Genomic DNA, 21090 nt, shown 5'->3' on the forward strand with positions numbered 1-21090 from the left:
ACCTTTCTTGTTTAGCGCACGAGGCAGGGACGCTTGTCGTCGAAGGTCCACCCCTGGATCAGGAACTGCATGGCCAGCGCGTCGTCGCGGGCGCCGAGACCATGCTGCTTGTATAGCGCGTTCGCGGCCTCGATGGCACCGCGATCGAGCTCGATGCCAAGGCCCGGCCGATCCGGAATAGCGATCTTGCCGCCCTTGATCTGCAGCGGCTGGCGCGTCAACGCCTGGCCGTCCTGCCAGATCCAGTGGGTGTCGATCGCGGTCACCTTGCCGGGCGCGGCGGCTCCGACATGGGTGAACATCGCCAGCGAAATATCGAAATGGTTGTTGGAGTGCGAGCCCCAGGTCAGGCCGTTGTCGCGGCAGGTCTGTGCCACCCGCACCGAGCCTTGCATGGTCCAGAAATGCGGATCGGCGAGCGGAATGTCGACTGCGCCGAGCCGCAGTGCGTGCGCGAGCTGGCGCCAGTCGGTCGCGATCATGTTGGTCGCGGTCGGCAGCCCGGTGGCGCGGCGGAACTCGGCCATGATCTCACGACCGGAGAAGCCGGCCTCGGCGCCGCAGGGATCCTCGGCATAGGCGAGCACGCCATGCATGTTGCTGCACAGCCGGATCGCCTCGTCGAGCGACCAGGCGCCGTTCGGGTCGAGCGTGACGCGCGCCTTCGGGAAGCGTTTTGCAATTGCGGTGACGGCCTCGATCTCCTCTTCGCCCCTGAGCACGCCACCCTTGAGCTTGAAATCGGCAAAGCCGTAATGCGCCTGCGTCGCTTCGGCGAGGCGCACGATGGCATCCGGCGTCATTGCAACCTGATGGCGCAGATCGAACCAGTCGGGCTTGCCGGTCTCGCCCTCGACGTAAGGCAGGTTGGTCTTCCTGCGGTCGCCGACGAAGAAGAGATAGCCGAGCGTCTCGACGCTGGCGCGCTGCTGGCCTTCGCCAAGCAGCGCCGCGACCGGGAGATTGAGATGCTGGCCGAGCAGGTCGAGCAGCGCGGATTCCACTGCGGTGACCGCATGGATGGTGACGCGGAGGTCGAAGGTCTGCTTGCCACGGCCGCCGGCGTCGCGATCGGCGAAGGCCTGGCGCATCGAGGCTAGGATGTTGTTGCAGGCGCCGATGGTCTGGCCGACGACGAGGTCGCTTGCGTCCTCGAGCGTCTTCTTGATCTTCTCGCCGCCCGGCACCTCGCCGACGCCGGTGTGGCCGGAGTTGTCGGTGAGGATAACGAGGTTGCGGGTGAAGAACGGCGCATGCGCGCCGCTCAGATTGAGGAGCATGCCGTCGCGGCCGGCGACCGGGATCACCTCCATCGCCGTGACAACAGGTGCGCCGGCAAAGCCGGTGCGGATCGTGTCCTGGATCATCTGCCCCTCCCTTCGTCCTTTGCAGTTTTCCTGGCCGTTCGGCTTATTCTGCCGCCTGCTGCGCGGCGGCCTGCGGCAGCTTGGCGACCAGCGCCGCGAGCTCGCCGATCTCCTGCTCGTTAAGATCGGTCAGCGGCGGCCGCACCGGGCCGGAGTAGCGGCCGATCACCTTCATGCCGGCCTTGATAATCGACACCGCATAACCCTTCCTGCGGTTGCGTATCGCGATCAGCGGCAGGATGAAATCCTTCAGGCCTGCATGGATGGTCTGATGATCGCGCCGGCGCACCGCGGCGTAGAAACCGGTGCCGAATTCGGGCACGAAATTGAACACCGCCGACGAATAGGTGGTCACGCCCATGTCGAGATAGGGCAGGGCAAAGGTCTCCGCGGTCGGCAGGCCGCCGATATAAGTCAGGCGGTCGCCGAGCCGGGTGTAGACACGGGTCATCAGCTCGATATCGCCGATGCCGTCCTTGTAGCCGACGAGGTTCGGGCAGCGCTCGCAGAGGCGCGCCAGCGTATCAGGCTGCAGGATCGCATTGTCGCGGTTGTAGACGATGACGCCGATCTTAACCGATGCGCACACCGCCTCGACATGGGCAGCGAGGCCGTCCTGCTCGGCATGCGTGAGATAGGGCGGCAGCAGCAGCAGGCCGTCGGCGCCGGCCTTCTCGGCGCCAACCGCGATCTCGCGCGCGATCGCGGTGCCGTAGCCGGTGCCGGCCAGCACGGGAACGCGGCCCTTGGTCTCGTCGACCGCGATCTTCACGACGTGGGGAACTTCACTCGGCGTCAGCGAGAAGAACTCGCCGGTGCCGCCGGCGGCGAACAGGCCGGCGACGTCATAGCCGCACAGCCAGTCCATGTTGGCGCGATAGGTCGCCTCGTCGAACGAATAGTCCGCGTTGAACGGGGTCACGGGGAAGGACAGGAGGCCGCCACCGATTCTAGCGGCCATCTCCTGAGGGGTCATCTTGCTCATGGCGCCACTCCTTGAATGTTTCTGGGAACGGGATGCGCGAGCAGCGCGCGTCCATGGCGGAATTTCTAGGGAATGGTTCGATGCGCGTCCAAGCCAAACGCGGTATCGAGCGATGCTAACTCTGCATCAATCGCCGCGCAGATGCGGCGCTGCGATTTCGGTCGCGATCTCGATCAGCGACGGCAGCAACTGGTTCTCGTGATCGCGCCGCCATACCATGAACAGCTCGACCGGCACGGGCGATCGCAGCTTCAGCGGCTTCAACTTGACGTCCGCGATCTTCAGGCTGGCGGCCGCTTCCGGCACGATCGCTACGCCAAGCCCGGCGCGCACCATAGCGAGGATCGAATGGATCTGGCTGAGATGCTGCACATAGCGCGGCAGCACGTCGGCGCGCGTGAACATCGACACCAAGAGATCGTGGAAGTAGCGCGCCTCGTAGGGCGAATACATCACGAAGGGCTGGTCGTCGAAATCCTTAATGCTCACGGTCTCGGCCGCGGCCAGCGGATGCTTCTTCGGGATCGCGGCGAGCAGCGGCTCGGCCACGACGCGCCGGCTGGCGAATTCCGGCCGCGCGATCGGCGGACGCAGCAGGCCGGCGTCGATCTGCCCGGTGGTGAGCGCCTCGAACTGATCGCCGGAGACCATCTCCTTCAGCGAAAAATCGACCTCGGGCAGGCGCGAGCGGCAGGCCGCGATCAGGTCGGGCAGGAAGCCGTAGGCGGCCGCGGCGGTGAAGCCGATCTTGAGCGAGCCGGTCTTGCCGAGCGCGATGCGGCGGGCAACCTGCGAGGCGGATTCCGCGAGCTTGAGGATGCGCCGCGCCTCGGGCAGGAAGCTGCGTCCCGCCGGCGTCAGCCGCACCGAGCGGCTGGTGCGTTCCAGCAGCGGCGCGTCGATGATGTGCTCGAGCACCTGGATCTGCCGGCTCAGCGGCGGCTGCGTCATGTTGAGCCGCGTCGCGGCGCGGCCGAAGTGCAATTCTTCGGCCACCGTGACAAAGCAGCGGAGCTGGCTCAGGTCGAACATCGATGCAAGCCCGGAATTGATCGCGCGGGGATTTGTACGTTCTAGCATCGATGCCTCCCACTGGCCAAGAAGACAAAAAAGCAGACAAAAAAGCAGACAAAGACGGCGGCCGAAGCCGCCGTTTGGTTTTCTGCTCCCTCTCCCCGTTCTTACGGGGAGAGGGTTGGGGTGAGGGGCTCTCTCTGCGCAACGGCCGCCTCGATGTGCACGCGCGATCCGAACGAGTCGGAAGGACTGTCTCTGCGGAGACGTGTTGCTTCGCCCCTCACCGAAATTCGCTGTGCGAATTTCGACCTCTCCCCGCGGAAGGCGCAGGGGTGTCCGGGGAAATTCAGGCATAGCGGAGCTCCATCTGGTCAGGTGAGATGGTTGATTTCCGACGGCTGGGGTTGATGGGCGGAGGTTTGTCGATGGCAGCGAGGGATCGACGCGTGAGCAGGAGCTGGCCGACGAGTTCGGCGAACCTGAGCGGGAGCATTTTGATGCAGTTGGTGTGAGCGGCGATGCGCAGCAGCAGGTAGGCAATCATCGCAGCGAGCACCTGAAGGCGGATCGCGTTGTCGTTGGCGCCGAGGAACTTGCGAATATCGAGATGCTGCTTGATCCAGCGGAACAGCAGCTCGATTTGCCATCGGCTCTTGTAGAGGGCGGCGATCTCGACGGCGCTACGGGCAAGGTCGTTGGTCAGGAGTGTGATCTTGCCGCCTTTCTCGCGTCTGATCTTGATGCGGCGGAGCGGGATTGGAAGGCGCGAATCGCCCTTGCTGGTGAGCTTCACCTCGTCATCGGCAAGGATTTCGAAGCCATCCCCGTTACGCTTGCGGATGGCGCGATGCCTGAGCGAGCGAAGACGGATGCTCGTCTTCGCCCGGGTAACGAAGAAAGCCTTGCTATCATTGATCTTCTGCCACCAGTCGAAACGGCAATAGCCCTTGTCAAACACATAGGTGGTGGCGGGCTGGATTGGGGTCTGTCGGCCGATCTCGATGTCATTGACGTTCGCGGCCGTCATCTCGACGCAGGTCGGGACATCGCTCCTTGGGTCGTAGACGACATGCAGCTTCATGCCGCGGATGCGGCCGTTCCACGTCGCCCAACTGCAGACCTTGCCGAGCGGGATCGGACTGGCGTCGATCAGACGCACCATCTCCATGCCTTCACTCCGCAGCTGGCGACGCGCCATCGCCGACAGCGCCGCAAAGGTTTGCGCGAAAATGCCGATCGGACGGCGGGCATTGGCATCGGACAACGTCGAGCGCGACAGCTTGCCGGTTCCCAAGTGATAGTGATGCTGCGAATTGGCGTTGAAGCCAGTCACCACCCCGCGCAGACTGCTGTTGCCGCTAAGCTGGGCATAGATCAGCGCCACCAGATGATCCCAGCTCCTGAACGACTTGTCGTAGGCATCCCCGTCCAGACGATCCACAACCGTCTGAAACTGCCGTCGATTGATCGGTTCAAGCAGCCTTCCAAAAATGCTACCGCGATATCGCATGCTCGGCCCTCTGTGTCTCGACAACCAGAAAAGACCGATTTGCCTCGGTCCTGCCGAGCATGCACCGCGACACAGTGAATCATTCCCCGGACACCCCTGCGGAAGGCGGGGAGAGGTGAAGCGCGCTCACGCCGCCTTGAGCTGCACCCGCTTGATCTCGCCGACGATGAACAGATAGGCGATCGCCGCGACCAGCGCGTTGGCACCGACGAACACCAGCGCGCCGTTGAACGAGCCGGTGGCGGCCAGAATGTAGCCGATGACGATCGGCGTCGTGATCGAGGACAGGTTACCGAAGGTGTTGAACAAGCCGCCGGAGACGCCGCCGGCTTCCTTCGGCGAGGTGTCGGAGACGACCGCCCAGCCGAGCGCGCCGATGCCCTTGCCGAAGAAGGCGAGCGCCATGAAGCCGACCACCAGTGCCTGGCCGTCGACATAGTTGCAGGCGATGATCGACATCGACAGCAGCATGCCGCCGACGATCGGGATCTTGCGCGCCATGGTCAGCGAGCCGGTGCGGCGCAGGATATAGTCCGAGATCACGCCGCCGAGCACGCCGCCGATGAAGCCGCACAGCGCCGGCAAGGTCGCGACGAAGCCGGCCTGCAGGATCGAGAGCCCGCGCTCCTTCACCAGATAGACCGGGAACCAGGTCAGGAAGAAATAGGTCAGGGTGTTGATGCAGTATTGGCCGATATAGACGCCGAGCATCATGCGGTTGGCGAGCAATTGGCGGATGTGGTCCCAGCTGGGGCCGCTGTCCTGGGTCTTGCCGGCCTTCGCCGCGTCCATGTCGACCAGCGCGCCGCCCTGCTTGATGTAGTCGAACTCGGCCTCGTTGATCGCGGGGTGCTCCTTCGGCTCGTAGATGGTCTTGATCCAGGCAATGCCCATGACGATGCCGAGCGCACCCATCACGTAGAACACATGGCGCCAGCCATACTCATGGGCGATCCAGCCCATCAGCGGCGCGAAGATCACGGTGGCGAAATACTGCCCCGAATTGAAGAAGGCCGAGGCGGTACCGCGTTCATTGCCGGGGAACCAGGAGGCGACGATGCGGGCATTGGCCGGGAATGACGGCGCCTCGGCGATGCCGACCAGGAAGCGCAGGGCGAACAACAGGACCACGGCCGCGCCCGCGGACAGGAATCCGACCAGGCCCTGCATCGCGGTGAAGATCGACCAGACGATGATGCTGAGCGCATAGACCCATTTGGAGCCGAAGCGGTCGAGCAGCCAGCCGCACGGCACCTGGGCGACCACATAGGACCAGCCGAACGCCGAGAACACGTAGCCCATCGCGACGGGATCGAGATGCAGTTCCTTGGAAAGGGCGGGGCCGGCGATCGAGAGCGTGGCGCGATCGGCATAGTTCACGGTGGTGACGAGAAACAACATCGTCACGGTCAAGAGCCGGACGCGGGATCGCCGCGTGTCTGCGGCGGACACAATTGCGCTCATTAGCGCCTCCTCGAAAATTTCCTCGGGGTCTGTCCTAGAGAGATGACGACAATGGGTCCAAGCCGAAACGGGTATTGATCCATACCGATTTTGAATGGATCGGCCCGGTGTCATTCCACCTTCGCCGCTATTGCAGGGTTTCGCATTTAGTGTACCAATAGTACAGTTATTAAGGGCGCAGCGTTGCGCCCGGCTGCTCGAGGTCGAATGCTGATGACCACGCCGCGCGACTATGAGGTGTTCGAGGCAGGCGATGTGACGCTGCAGGGCGGCGCCGTGTTTCCGCAACTGAGGCTCGCCTACAAGACCTATGGCACGCTGAATGCGGCGCGGGACAACGTCATCCTCTATCCGACGTCGTTCGCCGCACAGCACTCCGACATCGAATGGCTGGTGCAGCCGGGCGGCGCGCTCGATCCCGAGCGCTACTTCATCGTCATCGCGAATCTGTTCGGCAATGGCCTGTCTTCCTCGCCGTCGAATTCGGTCGAGGTGCTCGGCGGCGCGCCGTTTCCTGCCTTCACCTATCATGACGCGGTCGCGATCCAGCGGCGGCTGCTGGTCGAGCGGTTCGGCGTGACCAGGCTCGCGCTGGTCTATGGCTGGTCGATGGGCGGCATGCAGGCCTATCACTGGGCCGCGCGGTATCCCGACATGGTCGAGCGCGCGGCCGTGGTCTGCGGCAGCGCGTGGTGCTCGCCGTATAATCATGTGTTCCTCGAAGGTGTGAAGGCCGCGCTGACCGCCGACCCGGCCTACCGGGACGGCCGCTTCGTCAGCAAGCCCGCGGCGGGCCTTCGTGCGATGGGGCGCGTCTACGCCGGCTGGGCGATGTCGCATGAGTTCTATCGCGAGGAAGTCTGGCGCGCGGCCGGCTTCAACTCGCTGGAAGACTACCTCGCGGGATCCTGGGACGGTGCCTTCGCGCGGCGCGATGCGAATGATCTGATGGCGCAGATCGCGATCTGGCAGGCCGGCGATATCAGCCGTTGCGATCAATTCGGCGGCGACTTCGACCGGGCGCTGGCCGCGATCAAGGCGCATGTCCTGCTGATGCCGGGGCGTACCGATCGCTATTTCGACCCGCGCGACAACGAGGCTGAACTCGGCCGCCTGGTCAACGCGCGCTCGGCCGCGCTGCATGCGATTCCGTCGATCCACGGGCACCGGGCCGGCAATCCCGCCAACAACGCCGAAGACCGCGCCTTCATCAACGCCGAAATCTCGGCGCTGCTGCAACGCTGACAGGTGAGACGACCATGAGCACCGCAGAGACCAGTGACGCCGGACCCCGCCTGAAGCCGCTCAGCCCGCTGACCTTGCGCGATTTGTCGACCAAGTCGAACCTTGCCGGCGCGGTGCGCGCGGCAAGCCATTACGGGATGATCGTCATCGTCGGCGCGCTGATCTCCCTGGTCTCATCGCGCTACGGTCTGCCATGGGCGCTGCCGCTGATTGCCGTGCAGGGCTACTTCGTCGCATTCCTGTTCATGGTGGTGCATGAGACCGCGCACAAGACGGCGTTCCGCAGTCCAGCGCTCAATCTTGTCGTAGGCAATCTGTCCGCCTTCATGATCGGACTGCCCTACCAGTATTACTGCCTGTTCCACTGGGACCATCATCGCTACACGCAGGATCCGGAGAAAGACCCGGAGCTGATCGTCGGCCCCAAGCCCGCGTCGGACACCCAGCTCGCGATCGCCTATTCGGGACTGCTGCAGGTGTTGGTTCGCATCCGCCTGATGTTTTGGCATGCACTCACCGGAAAGGTGGTCGTGCCGTGGATTCCGGAGCACAAGCGCGCCCCGATCGTGCTGGAGGCGCGGCTCTATCTCGCGGGCTATCTGCTGTTGCTCGCGGCCTCGTTCGCGCTGCACAGTGCGATCCTGCTCTGGGTGTGGATCGTGCCGCTCCTGGCCGGTCAGCTCATCCTGCGCCCCTATCTCTATGCCGAGCACACCGGCTGCGAGCGGACGCGGAGCGCGTTCGAGAACACGCGCACAACGATGACCAGCAGGATCATGAAATGGTTCGCCTGGAACATGCCTTACCATGTCGAGCACCACGCCTATCCCACTGTGCCGTTCCATGCGCTGCCGAAGCTGAACGCTATCGTCGATGGCCACATCGTGTATCGCGGCAGCAGTTACCGGGCCGTCACGCGCGAGACCTGGGTCTGGTTCCGCCGTCAGCGCCAACGCTCTGCTTGATAGTCAAGCGTCCGTGCGCGGCCGCAGCACCAGATTGACGAGATTGCGGGCGTAGGCCGGCGTCAGCGGCTTGATGCCGAAGACGTAGCGGTAGAACAGGCTGCCATAGATGGCGTCATAGATATCGCCGGGGACGCCCGGCGCGCCGATGCTGCCGTCCTTCTGGCCGGCGGCGATGATCTCCAGCATCTTGCTGCGGCGCAGGCCGAGGTAACGCTCGTAGAACAGTTCTGCCGTGCTGGTCTTCGAGATGCATTCCGAGATCACGGCAAGCTGCACGCGGCCGAACTCGCCCTGCAACGCCTCGACATAGGTTGCAACGTGGCGGCGGATGCGGGCCACCGGACTGCCGGTTTCGGGCAGCGGCACGGCCCGCGAGGCCTGGTCGAGGAAGGCATCGATCAGCAAGGCTTCGCGCGACGGCCACCATTTGTAGATCGTCATCTTCGAGACGTTGGAATGCCTGGCGATCGCGTCGATGGTGGTCGCGGCGAGGCCGGTCGTCGCCATCAGTTGATAGGCGCCTTCCAGGATCGCGGCCGTGGTCGCGGCGGAACGCGGCCGCCCGCGCCGCCCCGTTGCCGCTTCCTCTGTCTGCGTCTTGCCGCTGGCCATGGCCGGACTTCGCGTCCTGCGTCTTTCAATCATTGCGCTGCATGCGGGCATAGCATGAAATCGCGCTCGGTTTCAGATCGTCGCCGTCGCTGATAGTGTACAACGCGCAGGCCAGAGCTTGCGTGCGGCACATTGCCCTCGCTCTGTCCAGCTCAGCCGCCGATCCAACAGGAGTGTCCCCGTGAAGGCCGTCTACAGTGATCTGCACCGCAGCCATGATCCGCAATTCTTCCTTGTCCGCGGTGTGGTCCAGCGTACCACCGAACAGCCCGAACGCGCCGACCGCCTGCTGGCGGGCCTGAAGGCTGGCAAGCACACGCTGATCGAGCCGACCAGGTTCGGGCAGGGGCCACGCGCGCGCGTGCACAGTCCGGAATATCTGAGCTTTCTCGCGGACGCCTGGGACGAATGGTCGGCGCTCGGCAATGCCGGACCGGAGATGATCGCGAACATCCACCCGGTGCGCAATGCCGGCACGTACCCTGCTCATATCGTCGGCAAGCTCGGCTGGCACACGATGGATACCGCGGCTCCGATCGGTCCCGGCACCTGGGCCGGTGCCTGCGCCGCGAGCGACGTGGCGGTCACCGCCGCGCAGATGGTGCTCGACGGCGAGGACGCCGTCTACGCGCTGTGCCGCCCGCCCGGTCACCACGCCTATCGCGACCTCGCCGGCGGCTTCTGCTTCCTCAACAACAGTGCGATCGCGGCCGAGCATCTGCGCCAGAAGCATGAGCGCGTCGCGATCCTCGACGTCGACGTGCATCACGGCAACGGCACGCAGGGCATCTTCTACGAGCGGCCGGATGTCTTCACCGTCTCGATCCACGCCGATCCGTCGTTCTTCTACCCCTTCGTCTGGGGCTATGCGCATGAGCGCGGCGCCGCAGGTGGCCTCGGCACCAATCTCAACATTCCCCTCGCCAAGGGCACCGGTGACGACGACTACATGAAGGCGCTCGCGGTGGCGGAGAAGGCGATCCGCTCCTTCGCCCCGACCGCGCTCGTGGTCGCGCTCGGTCTCGACGCCTCCGAGAAGGACCCGCTCGCCGGTCTCGCCGTCACCACCGACGGCTTCCGCCGTATCGGCGAGGGACTGGCCCGATTCGGACTGCCGACGGTGCTGGTGCAGGAGGGCGGCTATCTCTCCGACATCCTCGGCGCCAATCTGACGGCAGTGCTCGGCGGGTTTGAGGCCGCGCGCTAGCGCGGCTTCGGGCGAGGTGGCGACCGGTCCGCGCGAAGAAAGCCCGTCAAGGCCGGAATCCGGAGCATCGGCCTTGATTGGTCAAAGCCGATACCCCGGCCGCGAGGCGCGCAACAGAACGTCGCGGACTTGCGTGTCCGCAACCAAAATCACATCATGCCGTTGGTATTCGGCGCTGGCTTATGATTCTGCCTGGCGACTTCAGCCGGCCAGGTGGACAGCAACGCGAGGACGGCCATGAGTGACCTGCTTCGCATCGCCATCGTCGGCTATGGCGAGATCGCGTGCCGGCAGCACGTGCCTGCGATCGCGAAGACGTCAGGCGTGGCTCTCGTTGCGGTGGCCGATCCCGTCAAGACCCCGCCCGGCCTGCCGCATTTCCGTGATTTGCAGGAGTTGTTGCGCGACGGGCCGGAGATCGACGCGGTCGCGCTGTGTACGCCACCGCAGATGCGCCACGCGCAGGCCGCCGCCGCGCTCGCCTCGGGCAAGCACGTGCTGCTGGAGAAGCCGCCGGGCACGACGTTAAGCGAACTCAAGCCGCTGATCGCGGCCGCGCAGGAGGCGGGTCGGACATTGTTTGCCACATGGCATTCACGCTATGCGGGCGCGGTCGGTCCTGCGCGGCAATTGCTCGCGAGACGCACCATCAACAAGGTCACCATCATCTGGAAGGAAGACGTGCGCGTCTGGCATCCGGGTCAGGCCTGGATCTTCGAGGCGGGTGGCTTCGGCGTGTTCGATCCCGGCATCAACGCGCTGTCGATCCTGACCGAGATCCTGCCGCGTGCGGTCTTTGTCAGGAGTGCGGCGTTGGACTTTCCGTCCAATCGGGAGGCGCCGATTGCGGCAGAGATCGAACTCTCCGACGCGAGCGGCTTGCCAATCCACGCCGAATTCGATTTCCGCCAGACCGGATCGCCGAGCTGGGACATCCTGTGCGAAACCGAGGCCGGGCCTGTGACGCTGTCGAAAGGTGGAAGGCAGCTGCGCGATGGCGGCAGGCTGGTGGTCGATGCGCCAGATGAGGAATATCCCGCGCTGTACCGCCGTTTCGTCGCGCTGACCTCGGAAGGAAAATCCGATGTCGACCTCGCGCCCTTGCAGCTTGTCGCCGATAGCTTCATGTTCGGACGACGGCGCCTCGTCGAGGCGTTCGAGGACTGACAATGACATCAGCCAGCATCGGTCGCGCTCCCTTCGGCAAATTGCACGACGGCACCGTGGTCGAGCGCGTGATCTTGCGCGGCGAACACGGTTTTGAGGCCGCCATCCTTCCGTTCGGCGCCACGCTGCAGGCGCTGCTTGCGCCGGATCGTGACGGGCATTGCGACGACATCGTGCTTGGCCACGATGAACTCGACGGCTATCTCGCACAGCGCAAATTCTTCGGCGCGACGATCGGGCGCTATGCCAACCGGATCGCCGGCGCGCGTTTCGTGCTCGATGGCGAGACCGTGCAGCTCGACGCCAACAACGGTCCCAACGCGCAGCACGGCGGGGTGCAGGGCTTTGATCGCAAGCTGTGGCGGATCGTCGAACTATCGGATGATCCGGCGCCGACGCTGGTGCTGGAGCGCGAGAGCCCGCATGGCGAGGAGGGCTATCCGGGCAATCTCGCGGCGCGCGTGACCTATCGCGTGCGCAGTCCGATGGAGCTCTCGGTCACCTACGAGGCGACGACCGACCGGCCGACATGCCTCAATCTCACCAATCACAGCTTCTTCAATCTCGAGGGCGCGCGCTCGGGCATGCAGATCCTCGATCACCGGCTGACGATCGTCTCCGACCATTTCCTCGCGGTGGATGCCACGGCGATCCCGCTCCACGAACCGCCGCGGCCGGTCGACGGCACGCCGTTCGATTTCCGCAAGCCTACAGCCATCGGCGCGCGGATCAGGATGAATGACGAGCAGCTGCGGCTCGGGCGCGGCTATGACCACAATTTCTGTCTGGCCAAGGGGGCGGGCCTTTGCCTTGCTGCGCGCCTCGAGGCGCCGCACGGCGGCCGCGTGATGGAGCTGTTCACCGATCAGCCGGGACTGCAGTTCTATTCCGGCAATTTCCTCGACGGCTCGACCGCCGGCAAGGGCGATCGTGTGTACCGGCAATCCGACGCGCTCTGTCTCGAGCCGCACGCCTGGCCGGATACGCCGAACCGGCCCGACTTCCCGTCGGCGCGGCTCGATCCAGGACAGCTCTATCGGCGCAGCATCGTCTACCGCTTCTCAACCGCGTGAGTGACGCCATGACCGACCGTGCCGCCGAGCCGCTGATGGAAGAGGTACCGACATCGGTGCTGTCGGCGGAGCGTTGCCATCTCGGCGAAGGCCCGACCTATGATGCGGCGACCGACACCGCCTGGTGGTTCGATATCCGCGAGCGCCGCCTGTTCGAGCATCGATTTGCAGGTGGCCGCACCGTCATCCACGAATTGCCGAAAATGGCGAGTGCATTGGCGCGGATCGACGGCGAGCGGCAGCTGATCCTTGCCGAAGATGGACTTTATGTACGGCACGTTGCAGACGGCCGCCTGGAGCTGTTCGCTGCGCTGGAGGCCGACAATCCGCTGACGCGCTCCAACGACGCGCGTGTGCATCCGTCGGGCACGTTCTGGCTCGGCACCATGGGGCGCCATGCCGAGCAGGGTGCCGGCGCGATCTATGCGCTGCACCGGGGCCGCATCGTGCGACTCTATCCCGGGATCACCATCCCGAATGCGATCTGCTTTTCGCCCGCGGGCGACATCGGCTATTTCGCCGATACCGCAACCAACGTGCTGCATCGCGTGCCGCTCGATCCATCAACAGGACTGCCGACCGGTGAACCCATCGAATTGATCAGGCATCAAGGCAGCGGCGGCCTCGACGGCGCGATCGTCGATGCCGACGGCCTGATCTGGAACGCGCGCTGGGGTGGCGGTCGCGTCGACGTTTACGATCCCGCCGGCCGGCATCTGCGTTCGCTGCGCGTACCAGCGAGGCAATCGAGTTGCCCGGCATTCGTCGGCCGCGACTTCTCGCGCGTGCTGGTCACCTCGGCCTGGCAGGACATGGATGAGGCGCAGCGTGCGGCCGATCCCGAGCATGGCAGGACGTTCCTGCTCGAGGCCGCCGCGCGCGGTCGGGCCGAGCCTCACGTCAAACTATCCTGACGGATGGGTGCCGCGCGGCGTTGTTGACGCGACCGGATTATTTGGACGATAGTACAAATATGGTCCGCAAACCTGCCAGGTCCGACGTGAAGGCGGCCAGCGCCCGCAAGCCGAACATGCGCGAGGCGATCCTCGCCGCGGCCGAGGAATTGTTCTCGACCTACGGCTTCAACGCCGTCTCGGTACGCGACATCGCGCACGCCGCCGGCGCCAATCCGGGCAGCGTGACCTATCATTTCAGGACCAAGGACGGCCTGCTGCTGGAAATCTATCGGCGCCATTGCGGCCCGATGAACCGCCGGCGCTCCGAGCTGTTGGCGGCGGCGCGGCGGGTGCGCGATCTGCAGGACCGGCTGGAGGCGATCGTGCGCGCCTATGTGTTGCCGGCCTTTACGTCCGGCAGCGATCTTGCCGGCGGCGGAACGCGGTTCACGCGATTGCGCGCGATCATGTCGGCCGAGGGCAATGAGGTCGTGCGCAAGATCATCGCGCAGACCTTCGACGACACCAGTCATGCCTTCATCGACGCGATTCATGAAAGCCTGCCGCATATTCCGCGTACCGATCTGGTCTGGCGCAGCCACTTCCTGCTCGGCGCGCTCTACTACACGCTGGTGACGCCGGAGCGCGTCTCGCGCCTGTCGCGCGGCAGCGCCGACGGCTCCGATGCCGGCCACGCCATCGAGGAACTGGTGCGCGCCACCGTTGCCGCGTTGCAGGCCGCGCCGCTCGACGAAGGGGCGCCCCGCAAGATCCCGGGCGCGAATCCGGGCCGAGTGGTGACCTGAACGTCCGGAGCTTGTCGCGATGGAGAAACTTCGGCTGCGCGCCGTGCTCGGCAATCATCCGCACATCCGGGCGGTGAAGAACGGTGAGCTTCGCTCCGACCTGTTCGATCTCGAGTTCACCGAATTCACGCCGACCAACGCCGCGTTCAAGCCGATGGTGCGCGAGCAGGCCTTCGACGTCTGCGAGATGGCGATCGTGACCTATCTGATGGCAAGGGCGCACGGCAAGCCGTTGGTGCTGCTGCCGGCGGCGATGGTCGGCCGCTTCCAGCACGGCCATGCGCTCTATCGCGCCGACCTCGGTACGCTTGAGCCGGCCGATCTCGAAGGCAAGCGGGTCGGCATCCGCTCGTTCACGACCACGACCGGGGCATGGATGCGCGGCATCCTTGCCAATGACCATGGCGTGAACCTCGACAGGATCAACTGGGTCACGTTCGAGGATCCACATGTTGCGGAATATGTCGACAGCACCGAGCGCGCGCCGAAAGGCAAGACAATCGTCCAGATGCTGGGGGACGGCGAGGTCGACGCCGTGCTGGGCGAGACCTCCAGCGATCCGGAGCTCAAGCCGCTGTTCGCCGATCCAGCCCGAGAGGCGTCCCTGTGGTATCAGCGGCACGGCGTGGTGCCGGTCAATCATCTGGTGGTGGTGACATCGCGGCTTGCGGCGTCGCGGCCGGACGTGGTGCGGAGCCTGTACGAGCTGCTCAAGCGCGGCAAGGCAGCGGCCGGCCCGCCCGGGCATGCCGGACCTGCTGCCGTTCGGCGTTGCGGCGAACCGCAAGCCGCTCGAATTGATGATCGACTATTGCGTCCAGCAGGCGTTGATCCTCCGGCGCGTCACGGTCGACGAGCTGTTCGACGACACGACACGGGACCTGAACTGATGACAATCTCCGGCGATCCGCGGCAATGGCAAATCGGCATGCTCGGCTATGGCGAGGTCGGTCGCATCCTTGCCGAGGATCTGCGCCAGCAGGGCGTGAGGGTTTCGGCCTACGACATCAAGCTTGACCGCGAACAGGGCGCGGCGCTGCGCGCACACGCGGCGGAGATCGGCGTCGAGCTCGCGTAATCGCATGCCGTTCTTGCGGCGCGGGCCGATTTCATCATCTCGGCGGTGACGGCGAGCCAGGCGGTGCCGGTGGCCGCGGCCTGCGCGCCCGGGATCCGGAGCGGGGTCTGGTTTCTCGATTTCAACTCGGCCTCGCCCGGCGCCAAGCAGCGCGCGGCGGCGCACATCGACGGCGCCGGTGGCCGCTATGTCGAAGGCGCGGTGATGACTTCGCTGCCGCCGTACCGGATCAGGGTGCCGCTGCTGCTCGGCGGCCAAGGCGCGCGGGAGCTGGCGCCGCTGCTGGTCGCGCTCGGTTTTGCGGCGAAGGTCGCAAGCGACGAGCTTGGCGTCTCCTCGGCAGTCAAGATGTGTCGCAGCATGATGATCAAGGGGCTGGAGGCCATGGTGATCGAGAGCTTCACCACCGCGCGCGCCTATGGCGTCGAGGATGCGGTGCTCGCCTCGCTCAAGGAGACCTTTCCGTCGATCGACTGGGAGAAGCAGGGCGCCTATTTCTTTCAGCGGGTGATCGAGCACGGCCGGCGGCGCGCCGAGGAGGTGCGCGAGGTGGCGGAGACCGTGCGCGAGGCCGGGCTGACGCCGTGGTCTGCCTCCGGCACGCCGAGCGGCAGGGCTGGATCGCCGATCTTGCCGATGAGGGCGTGTTCGGAGCCAAGGGAACGCCGGACTTCGCCCGCAGCGCCGACTGGCGTACCGAGGCCGACCGGATTCTCGCGCGCATCAAGTCGTAAGGTCTCGCCCGGAGAATCCGCCGCGTTCCCTGCCGACGCGCAATGCGCTATTGCTCCATGAACAGTTTGTTCTGGAGGCACTCCCATGAAGAATTCCGGCAAGGTCGTCGCCATCACGGGGGCGGCACGCGGCATCGGCAAGGCCTGCGCGGCGCGCTTCCTGTCCGACGGCGCCAGGGTCGTCATCTCGGATGTCGACGCTGCAGGGCTGGTCCACACCGCCCAGGAACTCGGACATATCGATCAGTTGCGGGCGGTCGAGGCCGACGTCAGCAAGCGCGCCGATGTCGATCGCATTGTCGCGACCGCGGTGAAGGAGTTCGGCCGGCTCGACGTCATGGTCAACAATGCCGGCGTCGCGCGCAACCGCGACTTCCTCGACATCAGCGAGGCCGAATTCGACGACGTGATGGGCATCAACCTCAAGGGCGCGTTCTTCGGCGTCCAGGCTGCGGCGCGCCAGATGATCGCGCAGGGCGGTGGCGGCGTCGTCGTCAACATGTCCTCGGTCAACGCGCTGCTCGCGATCCCCTCGCTCGCGACCTATGCGATGTCCAAGGGCGCGATGAAGCAGCTCACCTCGGTCGCCGCCGTGGCGCTGGCGCCGCACGGCATTCGCGTCGTGGCGGTCGGACCCGGCACGATCCTGACCGAGATGGTGGCGACGGCGATCTTCTCGTCCGAGGATGCGCGGCGCAGCGTGCTGTCGCGCACGCCGGCCGGCCGCTGCGGCGAGCCGAGCGAGGTCGCTGCCGTCGTGGCATTCCTTGCCAGCGACGATGCCTCCTACATCACCGGCCAGACCATCTATCCCGACGGCGGGCGGTTGATCTTGAACTACACGGTCCCGGTCAGCGAGAAGAAGTAGGGCAGGTTCAACCGCGAGCACACTGCCAAAATATCGAAAACAACCCCATGCAAAGGAGCCGCCGGCGGCCGGCGTTCGACCAGGCGACTTGACACGTCGGGCAAATCAGCGGCATTATTCGATTATTCAGAAATCGTGCAATCGCCATCCGGTGTCATCACCCGCGCATGCGCATGCGAGCGATCCAGTATTCCAGAGGCGGTCGTGCTTGAGCCGATGGGCCGCGGCGTACTGGTTCGCCCGGTTGAACCGGGCGATGACCGGTGAGGATGAGGGCGCCGCTACCGGCCCTTGAACTGCGGCTTGCGCTTCTCCATGAAAGCATTGCGGCCTTCGCGGAAATCCGCGCTGTCCATGCATTCGATGCCGACCTGCTTGATCGCCGCCATGTCGCGGTCGGCGGGATCCTTCAGCACCTGCGCGATGGTGATCTTGGCGGCTTTGATCGCCAGCGGCGCGTTGCCCGAAATGGTGCGCGCGATCTCCATGGTCGCGTCCCAGAGCTCGGCGTCCGGCAGCACGCGATCGACGAGGCCGATCCGCAGCGCCTCGGCGGAATCGATCCGCATGCCCGTATACATGATCAGCCGCGCCCAGGACGGGCCGACCAGCGACACCAGATGGCGCAGCCCGTCATAGCCATAGGCGATGCCGAGCTTGGCCGCGGGAATGCCGAACTGGCCGCTGGCGCCGGAGATACGGATATCGGTCAGCATCGCGACCTGCATGCCGCCGCCGAGGCAGAAGCCGCGGATGCAGGCGATGGTCGGCTTCGGATAGTCGGCGAGCAGGGTGCGCTGGGCGGCGCTGCGCCGTGAATATTCCTCGGAGGCCTCGGCGTTGTGCCTTGTCTTCTCGAACTGGCTGATATCGGCGCCCGATACGAACGCCTTGTCGCCGGCGCCGACCAGGATCACGACGCGGACAGCCGGATCGTCGCGCAACGCCGTCAGCGCCTCGCCGAGCCCCTCCCACATCTCCAGCGACATCGCATTGCGCTTGTCGGGATTGTTGAAGGTGATGACGCCGACACCGTCGACGACGTCCTGCAGGATCTTGCCGTCGGCAAGCGATTTGTTTGACATGTTGAGCCTATGAGGGTCCGGACCGATCGAGCGAAGGCTAGCACCCGGCCGACAGCCGGGGCAGGCGGTTTGGAGCACGGCGCGATTGCATTGCCGGGCGGCAACTCTCCCGGCAGTTGTACGGTTCGCAAAATAAACCGCCGCGAAACGGTTGCGCCATGGAGTGCGCCGACGCTCCGTCCCGGTTTAACTTTTTCCTAGTTTTTCGACGGTATGGCTGTACGCACCTGCGCGCCAGGACCATTCCGCCACGCGCTGGGATGCGTGCCGCAGCTGCCCGCTACCATCGCGTCGGTAGCGGACTTCCCCACCACCGGACCGGCAGTGAAGCCGGTCAATCCCGACCTCCGTGCACTCACATCGCCTCGGGCGAGGTTCAGTCGTGTCCGTCGAAAAGTTTCTCAAGCAACGCGCGGTCAAGATCACCGTCAATGGCAGCTACACGTTGCCGAACTGGTACGATGCCCAGGGCAAATTGCGCACCTTCGCCTGCCGCACGACGCGCGTCTCGCCGTTCCGGATGATCGTGGACGTGCCCGTCGTCGGCAAGGTCGGCGACCGGCTGACTTCGTATTTCGAGGAGTTCGGCAAATTCGAGGGCTGCATCACCGACACGATGAGCGGCAGCTTCCTGCTCGAGCTCGAGATGACGCATGCCATGCGTGAGAAGTTCGCCGACAAGCTGACCTGGATCGAGAAGAAGCAAAAGGATCCGAGCATCCGCGAGGCGCGCAACAACCCGCGTTTCGTTCCCGTCGCGCCGCATGCCATGTTGACGCTGGCGGACGGCACCATGCAGAGCTGCTTCATCATCGACATGTCGCTGTCCGGCGCGGCGGTCTCCTCCGAGGCGCAGCCGCCGGTCGGCATGCCGCTTGCGATCGGCGCCTGCGTCGGGCGGGTGGTCCGGCATCTGCCGAACGGCTTCGCCATCAAGTTCGTCGAGACCTACAAGCAGAGCGAGCTGGCCCGCCTGATCTCGCGCAAATCCAAGGAATTGCAGCAAGCGTCGGCCGACGGGGACCCTGTCGCCTGACGGCCGGGATCCGCCGGCTCCCTAGGTCAGCTGTTCCGGGTCTTCGGCCGCGCGCATCCGCGAGATAGTGTGCTCGGTTGCATTTGGACCGGCCGCCGCGATCGCGATCTCCCGCGCCAAATTGGTGCATTCGGCCCACATCAGGAAGAACACCAGCGGTGGCCGTTCGCGCGCTTCCAGCAGTTGCCGGCAACGCTCGGCCGCGCCGTCGATCGCCCACCACTGTTGGGCGACCACCATGACCCTGCGGAAGCTCCGCAACGTGCCGGAAAATTTTTGCGGATCGGCGCCCACGAGCGCGCCGCAATGGTTCAGCCAGTTCAGGCCAGCGTAGATCGCAATCCCGTAGTCTTCGATCGCGGTGCCGGTGAAATCGACGACGGTCTTGTCGTGCGCGCGCTGGCGCAGGAAAGCATCGATCATCTCCGCCTGGCGGGCCGGATCGACCAGCAGCGAGATGTCCTGCCGCGGCACCATCGGGACATAGCGCATCGCTTCAAGCCGCGTGTGCTCCCAGATCGCACTGATGTCGCCGAGCAGATCGCCGGACTTGCGTTTGCAGGCCGGATAGACCAGCACGCCATTGTCGGCGAGATCGAGATAGCGCGGGACCACCTTGTCGAGCGCGGCGACAAACGCCAATGGATCGGTAAGGCCGCGCAAGTCGCTGGCGGCGTCCTCCGCTTGTGCAGGCTTGTTGCCGCGTGTCCAGCCGAAATTGGCCATCCCCGGACGCCCTGATCTCAACCCGGCTATCAGGTTAGTTGGAAAATGCGGCGAAGCAAATGCGGCATTTGCTGCTACGCCGCCGTGCGTGCCCGCCGCTGCCGGTTGACGCGAGAGACCGCCGCGCCTAGCTGATGGTTAATGGCGCAACGCAGGTTGTTGCCGCTTTCGGGACCTATCGCCATGACCGCTTCTGATCGGCAATCGCATTGGCAGACCGTCTATCTGACCAAGGGAGAGCAGCAGGTGAGCTGGTCGCAGGCCGATCCGCAGCCATCGCTGCGCCTGATCGAATCGGTTGCGCCCGGCCGCGACGCCTCGATCGTCGACGTCGGCAGCGGAGCTTCGCGACTTGTCGATGCGCTGCTGGCGAGCGGCTTTCATGATGTGACCTTGCTCGATCTCTCTGAAACGGCACTGGCGAACGCGCGGGAGCGGATCGGCGCAGCAGGTGACGAGGTGCACTGGATCGTAGGTGACGCAACGGTCTGGCAGCCGCAGCAGACCTTCGACATCTGGCACGATCGCGCGGCGTTTCACTTCCTGGTCGAGGAACCAGACCGCGCAGCTTATCTCGACCGGCTGCATCGCGGCGTCAAAGCAGGCGGGCACGCCGTGATCGGCACCTTCGCGCTGGATGGCCCGGAGAAGTGCAGCGGCCTGCCGGTGCAGCGCTATGACCCCGCGACGCTCGGCAGGACCATTGGTCCGGCATTCGAGTTGATCGCGGATGAGGCGCACCGGCACGTCACGCCCTGGGGCGCGACGCAATCGTTCCAGTTCAGTGTGTTGCGGCGCAAGTGACCGGCCAGAAGGAGAGCTGAGATGACGGACGCGCCACGGACGATCGGCGAGATCGCGAGCTATCACGCTCATGTCTATTACGACCCCGCGGCCAGCCGGGACGAGGCGGAGCGGCTGCGCAACTGGATCGGCGAGCGCTTTCTGGTCACGCTCGGACGCTGGCACGACGTCAAGGTCGGCCCGCACGATCAGGCGATGTATCAGGTGGCGTTTGCGGCCGAGTTGTTCCCGACCCTGGTGCCGTGGCTGATGCTGAACCACGGCAGCCTGAGCATCCTGGTCCATCCCAACACCACCAATCCGCGCCGCGACCACCACGACGATCCGCTCTGGATCGGCACGCCGCTCGCCGTCCACGCCGACAAGCTGCCCGAAGAGGCGGAGATGGAGCAGGCGCCGACGCCGAACACGTCGCCGACATTGCACCCGTGAGCGTCATCGC

At 65.2% G+C, this 21090-nt stretch carries 19 protein-coding genes and 2 pseudogenes; 13 read left to right on the top strand and 8 right to left on the bottom strand.

Features of this window, described 5'->3' with window-relative positions; genetic code table 11:
* Positions 1–11: 11 nt before the first annotated feature.
* From gudD to J2R80_RS14855, 5 genes are all read right to left on the bottom strand, one after another.
* Positions 12–1367 (bottom strand): glucarate dehydratase, encoded by a 1356-nt coding sequence (gene gudD, locus J2R80_RS14835; RefSeq protein WP_141340747.1) that lies wholly within the window; start codon positions 1365–1367, stop codon positions 12–14.
* A 43-nt stretch (positions 1368–1410) separates the two neighbouring features.
* A complete protein-coding gene (gene kdgD, locus J2R80_RS14840; protein WP_076826062.1) occupies positions 1411–2352 on the bottom strand; it encodes a 5-dehydro-4-deoxyglucarate dehydratase in 942 nt (313 codons plus the stop codon).
* A gap of 126 nt (positions 2353–2478) precedes the next feature.
* Positions 2479–3384, bottom strand: coding sequence for a LysR substrate-binding domain-containing protein (locus tag J2R80_RS14845; protein ID WP_141340767.1), 906 nt, complete (start codon positions 3382–3384; stop codon positions 2479–2481).
* 331 nt (positions 3385–3715) lie between these two features.
* On the bottom strand, positions 3716–4879 hold the full coding sequence (locus J2R80_RS14850) for an IS4 family transposase (RefSeq protein ID WP_057015126.1): 1164 nt from the start codon (positions 4877–4879) through the stop codon (positions 3716–3718).
* A gap of 126 nt (positions 4880–5005) precedes the next feature.
* Positions 5006–6343, bottom strand: a complete 1338-nt coding sequence (locus tag J2R80_RS14855) for an MFS transporter (protein WP_253638799.1) — start codon at positions 6341–6343, stop codon at positions 5006–5008.
* A 213-nt stretch (positions 6344–6556) separates the two neighbouring features.
* On the opposite strand from J2R80_RS14855, the gene J2R80_RS14860 reads away from it, so the two are divergent.
* Both J2R80_RS14860 and J2R80_RS14865 read left to right on the top strand, forming a co-directional pair.
* Positions 6557–7588 carry an alpha/beta fold hydrolase gene (locus J2R80_RS14860; RefSeq protein ID WP_253640970.1) on the top strand — a complete coding sequence of 344 codons (1032 nt, stop codon included), beginning with the start codon at positions 6557–6559 and terminating at the stop codon, positions 7586–7588.
* A 14-nt stretch (positions 7589–7602) separates the two neighbouring features.
* Positions 7603–8553 (top strand): fatty acid desaturase, encoded by a 951-nt coding sequence (locus tag J2R80_RS14865; protein WP_141340750.1) that lies wholly within the window; start codon positions 7603–7605, stop codon positions 8551–8553.
* A gap of 3 nt (positions 8554–8556) precedes the next feature.
* Here the strand turns inward: J2R80_RS14865 and J2R80_RS14870 are convergent, their stop codons facing one another.
* Positions 8557–9168 carry a TetR/AcrR family transcriptional regulator gene (locus J2R80_RS14870; RefSeq protein ID WP_057016914.1) on the bottom strand — a complete coding sequence of 204 codons (612 nt, stop codon included), beginning with the start codon at positions 9166–9168 and terminating at the stop codon, positions 8557–8559.
* Positions 9169–9349: 181 nt separating this feature from the next.
* Between J2R80_RS14870 and J2R80_RS14875 the strand changes: the two genes are divergently transcribed.
* From J2R80_RS14875 to J2R80_RS14910, 8 genes and pseudogenes are all read left to right on the top strand, one after another.
* Positions 9350–10375 carry a histone deacetylase family protein gene (locus J2R80_RS14875; RefSeq protein ID WP_076826066.1) on the top strand — a complete coding sequence of 342 codons (1026 nt, stop codon included), beginning with the start codon at positions 9350–9352 and terminating at the stop codon, positions 10373–10375.
* A gap of 237 nt (positions 10376–10612) precedes the next feature.
* On the top strand, positions 10613–11542 hold the full coding sequence (locus tag J2R80_RS14880; protein ID WP_200844530.1) for a Gfo/Idh/MocA family protein: 930 nt from the start codon (positions 10613–10615) through the stop codon (positions 11540–11542).
* A gap of 2 nt (positions 11543–11544) precedes the next feature.
* Positions 11545–12615: an aldose epimerase family protein gene (locus J2R80_RS14885; protein ID WP_253638800.1), complete on the top strand. Its 1071-nt coding sequence runs from the start codon at positions 11545–11547 to the stop codon at positions 12613–12615.
* Positions 12616–12650: 35 nt separating this feature from the next.
* Positions 12651–13529 carry an SMP-30/gluconolactonase/LRE family protein gene (locus J2R80_RS14890; RefSeq protein ID WP_141340769.1) on the top strand — a complete coding sequence of 293 codons (879 nt, stop codon included), beginning with the start codon at positions 12651–12653 and terminating at the stop codon, positions 13527–13529.
* 59 nt (positions 13530–13588) lie between these two features.
* Entirely contained in the window at positions 13589–14317 is a 729-nt protein-coding gene (locus J2R80_RS14895) for a TetR/AcrR family transcriptional regulator (protein WP_092089644.1), read from the top strand.
* A gap of 187 nt (positions 14318–14504) precedes the next feature.
* A pseudogene (locus tag J2R80_RS14900) lies at positions 14505–14714 on the top strand (hypothetical protein); the annotation flags it as partial.
* Positions 14715–15206: 492 nt separating this feature from the next.
* A pseudogene (locus J2R80_RS14905) lies at positions 15207–16129 on the top strand (DUF1932 domain-containing protein).
* Between the two features lie 85 nt (positions 16130–16214).
* On the top strand, positions 16215–16997 hold the full coding sequence (locus J2R80_RS14910; RefSeq protein ID WP_092089647.1) for an SDR family NAD(P)-dependent oxidoreductase: 783 nt from the start codon (positions 16215–16217) through the stop codon (positions 16995–16997).
* A gap of 281 nt (positions 16998–17278) precedes the next feature.
* On the opposite strand, the gene J2R80_RS14915 is transcribed toward J2R80_RS14910, so the two are convergent.
* Positions 17279–18082, bottom strand: coding sequence for an enoyl-CoA hydratase (locus tag J2R80_RS14915; protein ID WP_253638801.1), 804 nt, complete (start codon positions 18080–18082; stop codon positions 17279–17281).
* A gap of 382 nt (positions 18083–18464) precedes the next feature.
* On the opposite strand from J2R80_RS14915, the gene J2R80_RS14920 reads away from it, so the two are divergent.
* On the top strand, positions 18465–19118 hold the full coding sequence (locus J2R80_RS14920) for a PilZ domain-containing protein (RefSeq protein ID WP_057016920.1): 654 nt from the start codon (positions 18465–18467) through the stop codon (positions 19116–19118).
* A gap of 21 nt (positions 19119–19139) precedes the next feature.
* Here the strand turns inward: J2R80_RS14920 and J2R80_RS14925 are convergent, their stop codons facing one another.
* Positions 19140–19844 (bottom strand): hypothetical protein, encoded by a 705-nt coding sequence (locus J2R80_RS14925; RefSeq protein WP_076826073.1) that lies wholly within the window; start codon positions 19842–19844, stop codon positions 19140–19142.
* Positions 19845–20027: 183 nt separating this feature from the next.
* Between J2R80_RS14925 and J2R80_RS14930 the strand changes: the two genes are divergently transcribed.
* Together J2R80_RS14930 and J2R80_RS14935 are read left to right on the top strand one after the other, a co-directional pair.
* On the top strand, positions 20028–20648 hold the full coding sequence (locus J2R80_RS14930; RefSeq protein WP_141340756.1) for a trans-aconitate 2-methyltransferase: 621 nt from the start codon (positions 20028–20030) through the stop codon (positions 20646–20648).
* A gap of 21 nt (positions 20649–20669) precedes the next feature.
* Complete coding sequence (locus J2R80_RS14935; RefSeq protein ID WP_253638802.1) at positions 20670–21080, top strand: DOPA 4,5-dioxygenase family protein; 411 nt, start codon at positions 20670–20672, stop codon at positions 21078–21080.
* Positions 21081–21090 lie beyond the last annotated feature (10 nt).

This window comes from Bradyrhizobium sp. USDA 4541 (assembly GCF_024171085.1).
Lineage (GTDB): Bacteria > Pseudomonadota > Alphaproteobacteria > Rhizobiales > Xanthobacteraceae > Bradyrhizobium > Bradyrhizobium australafricanum.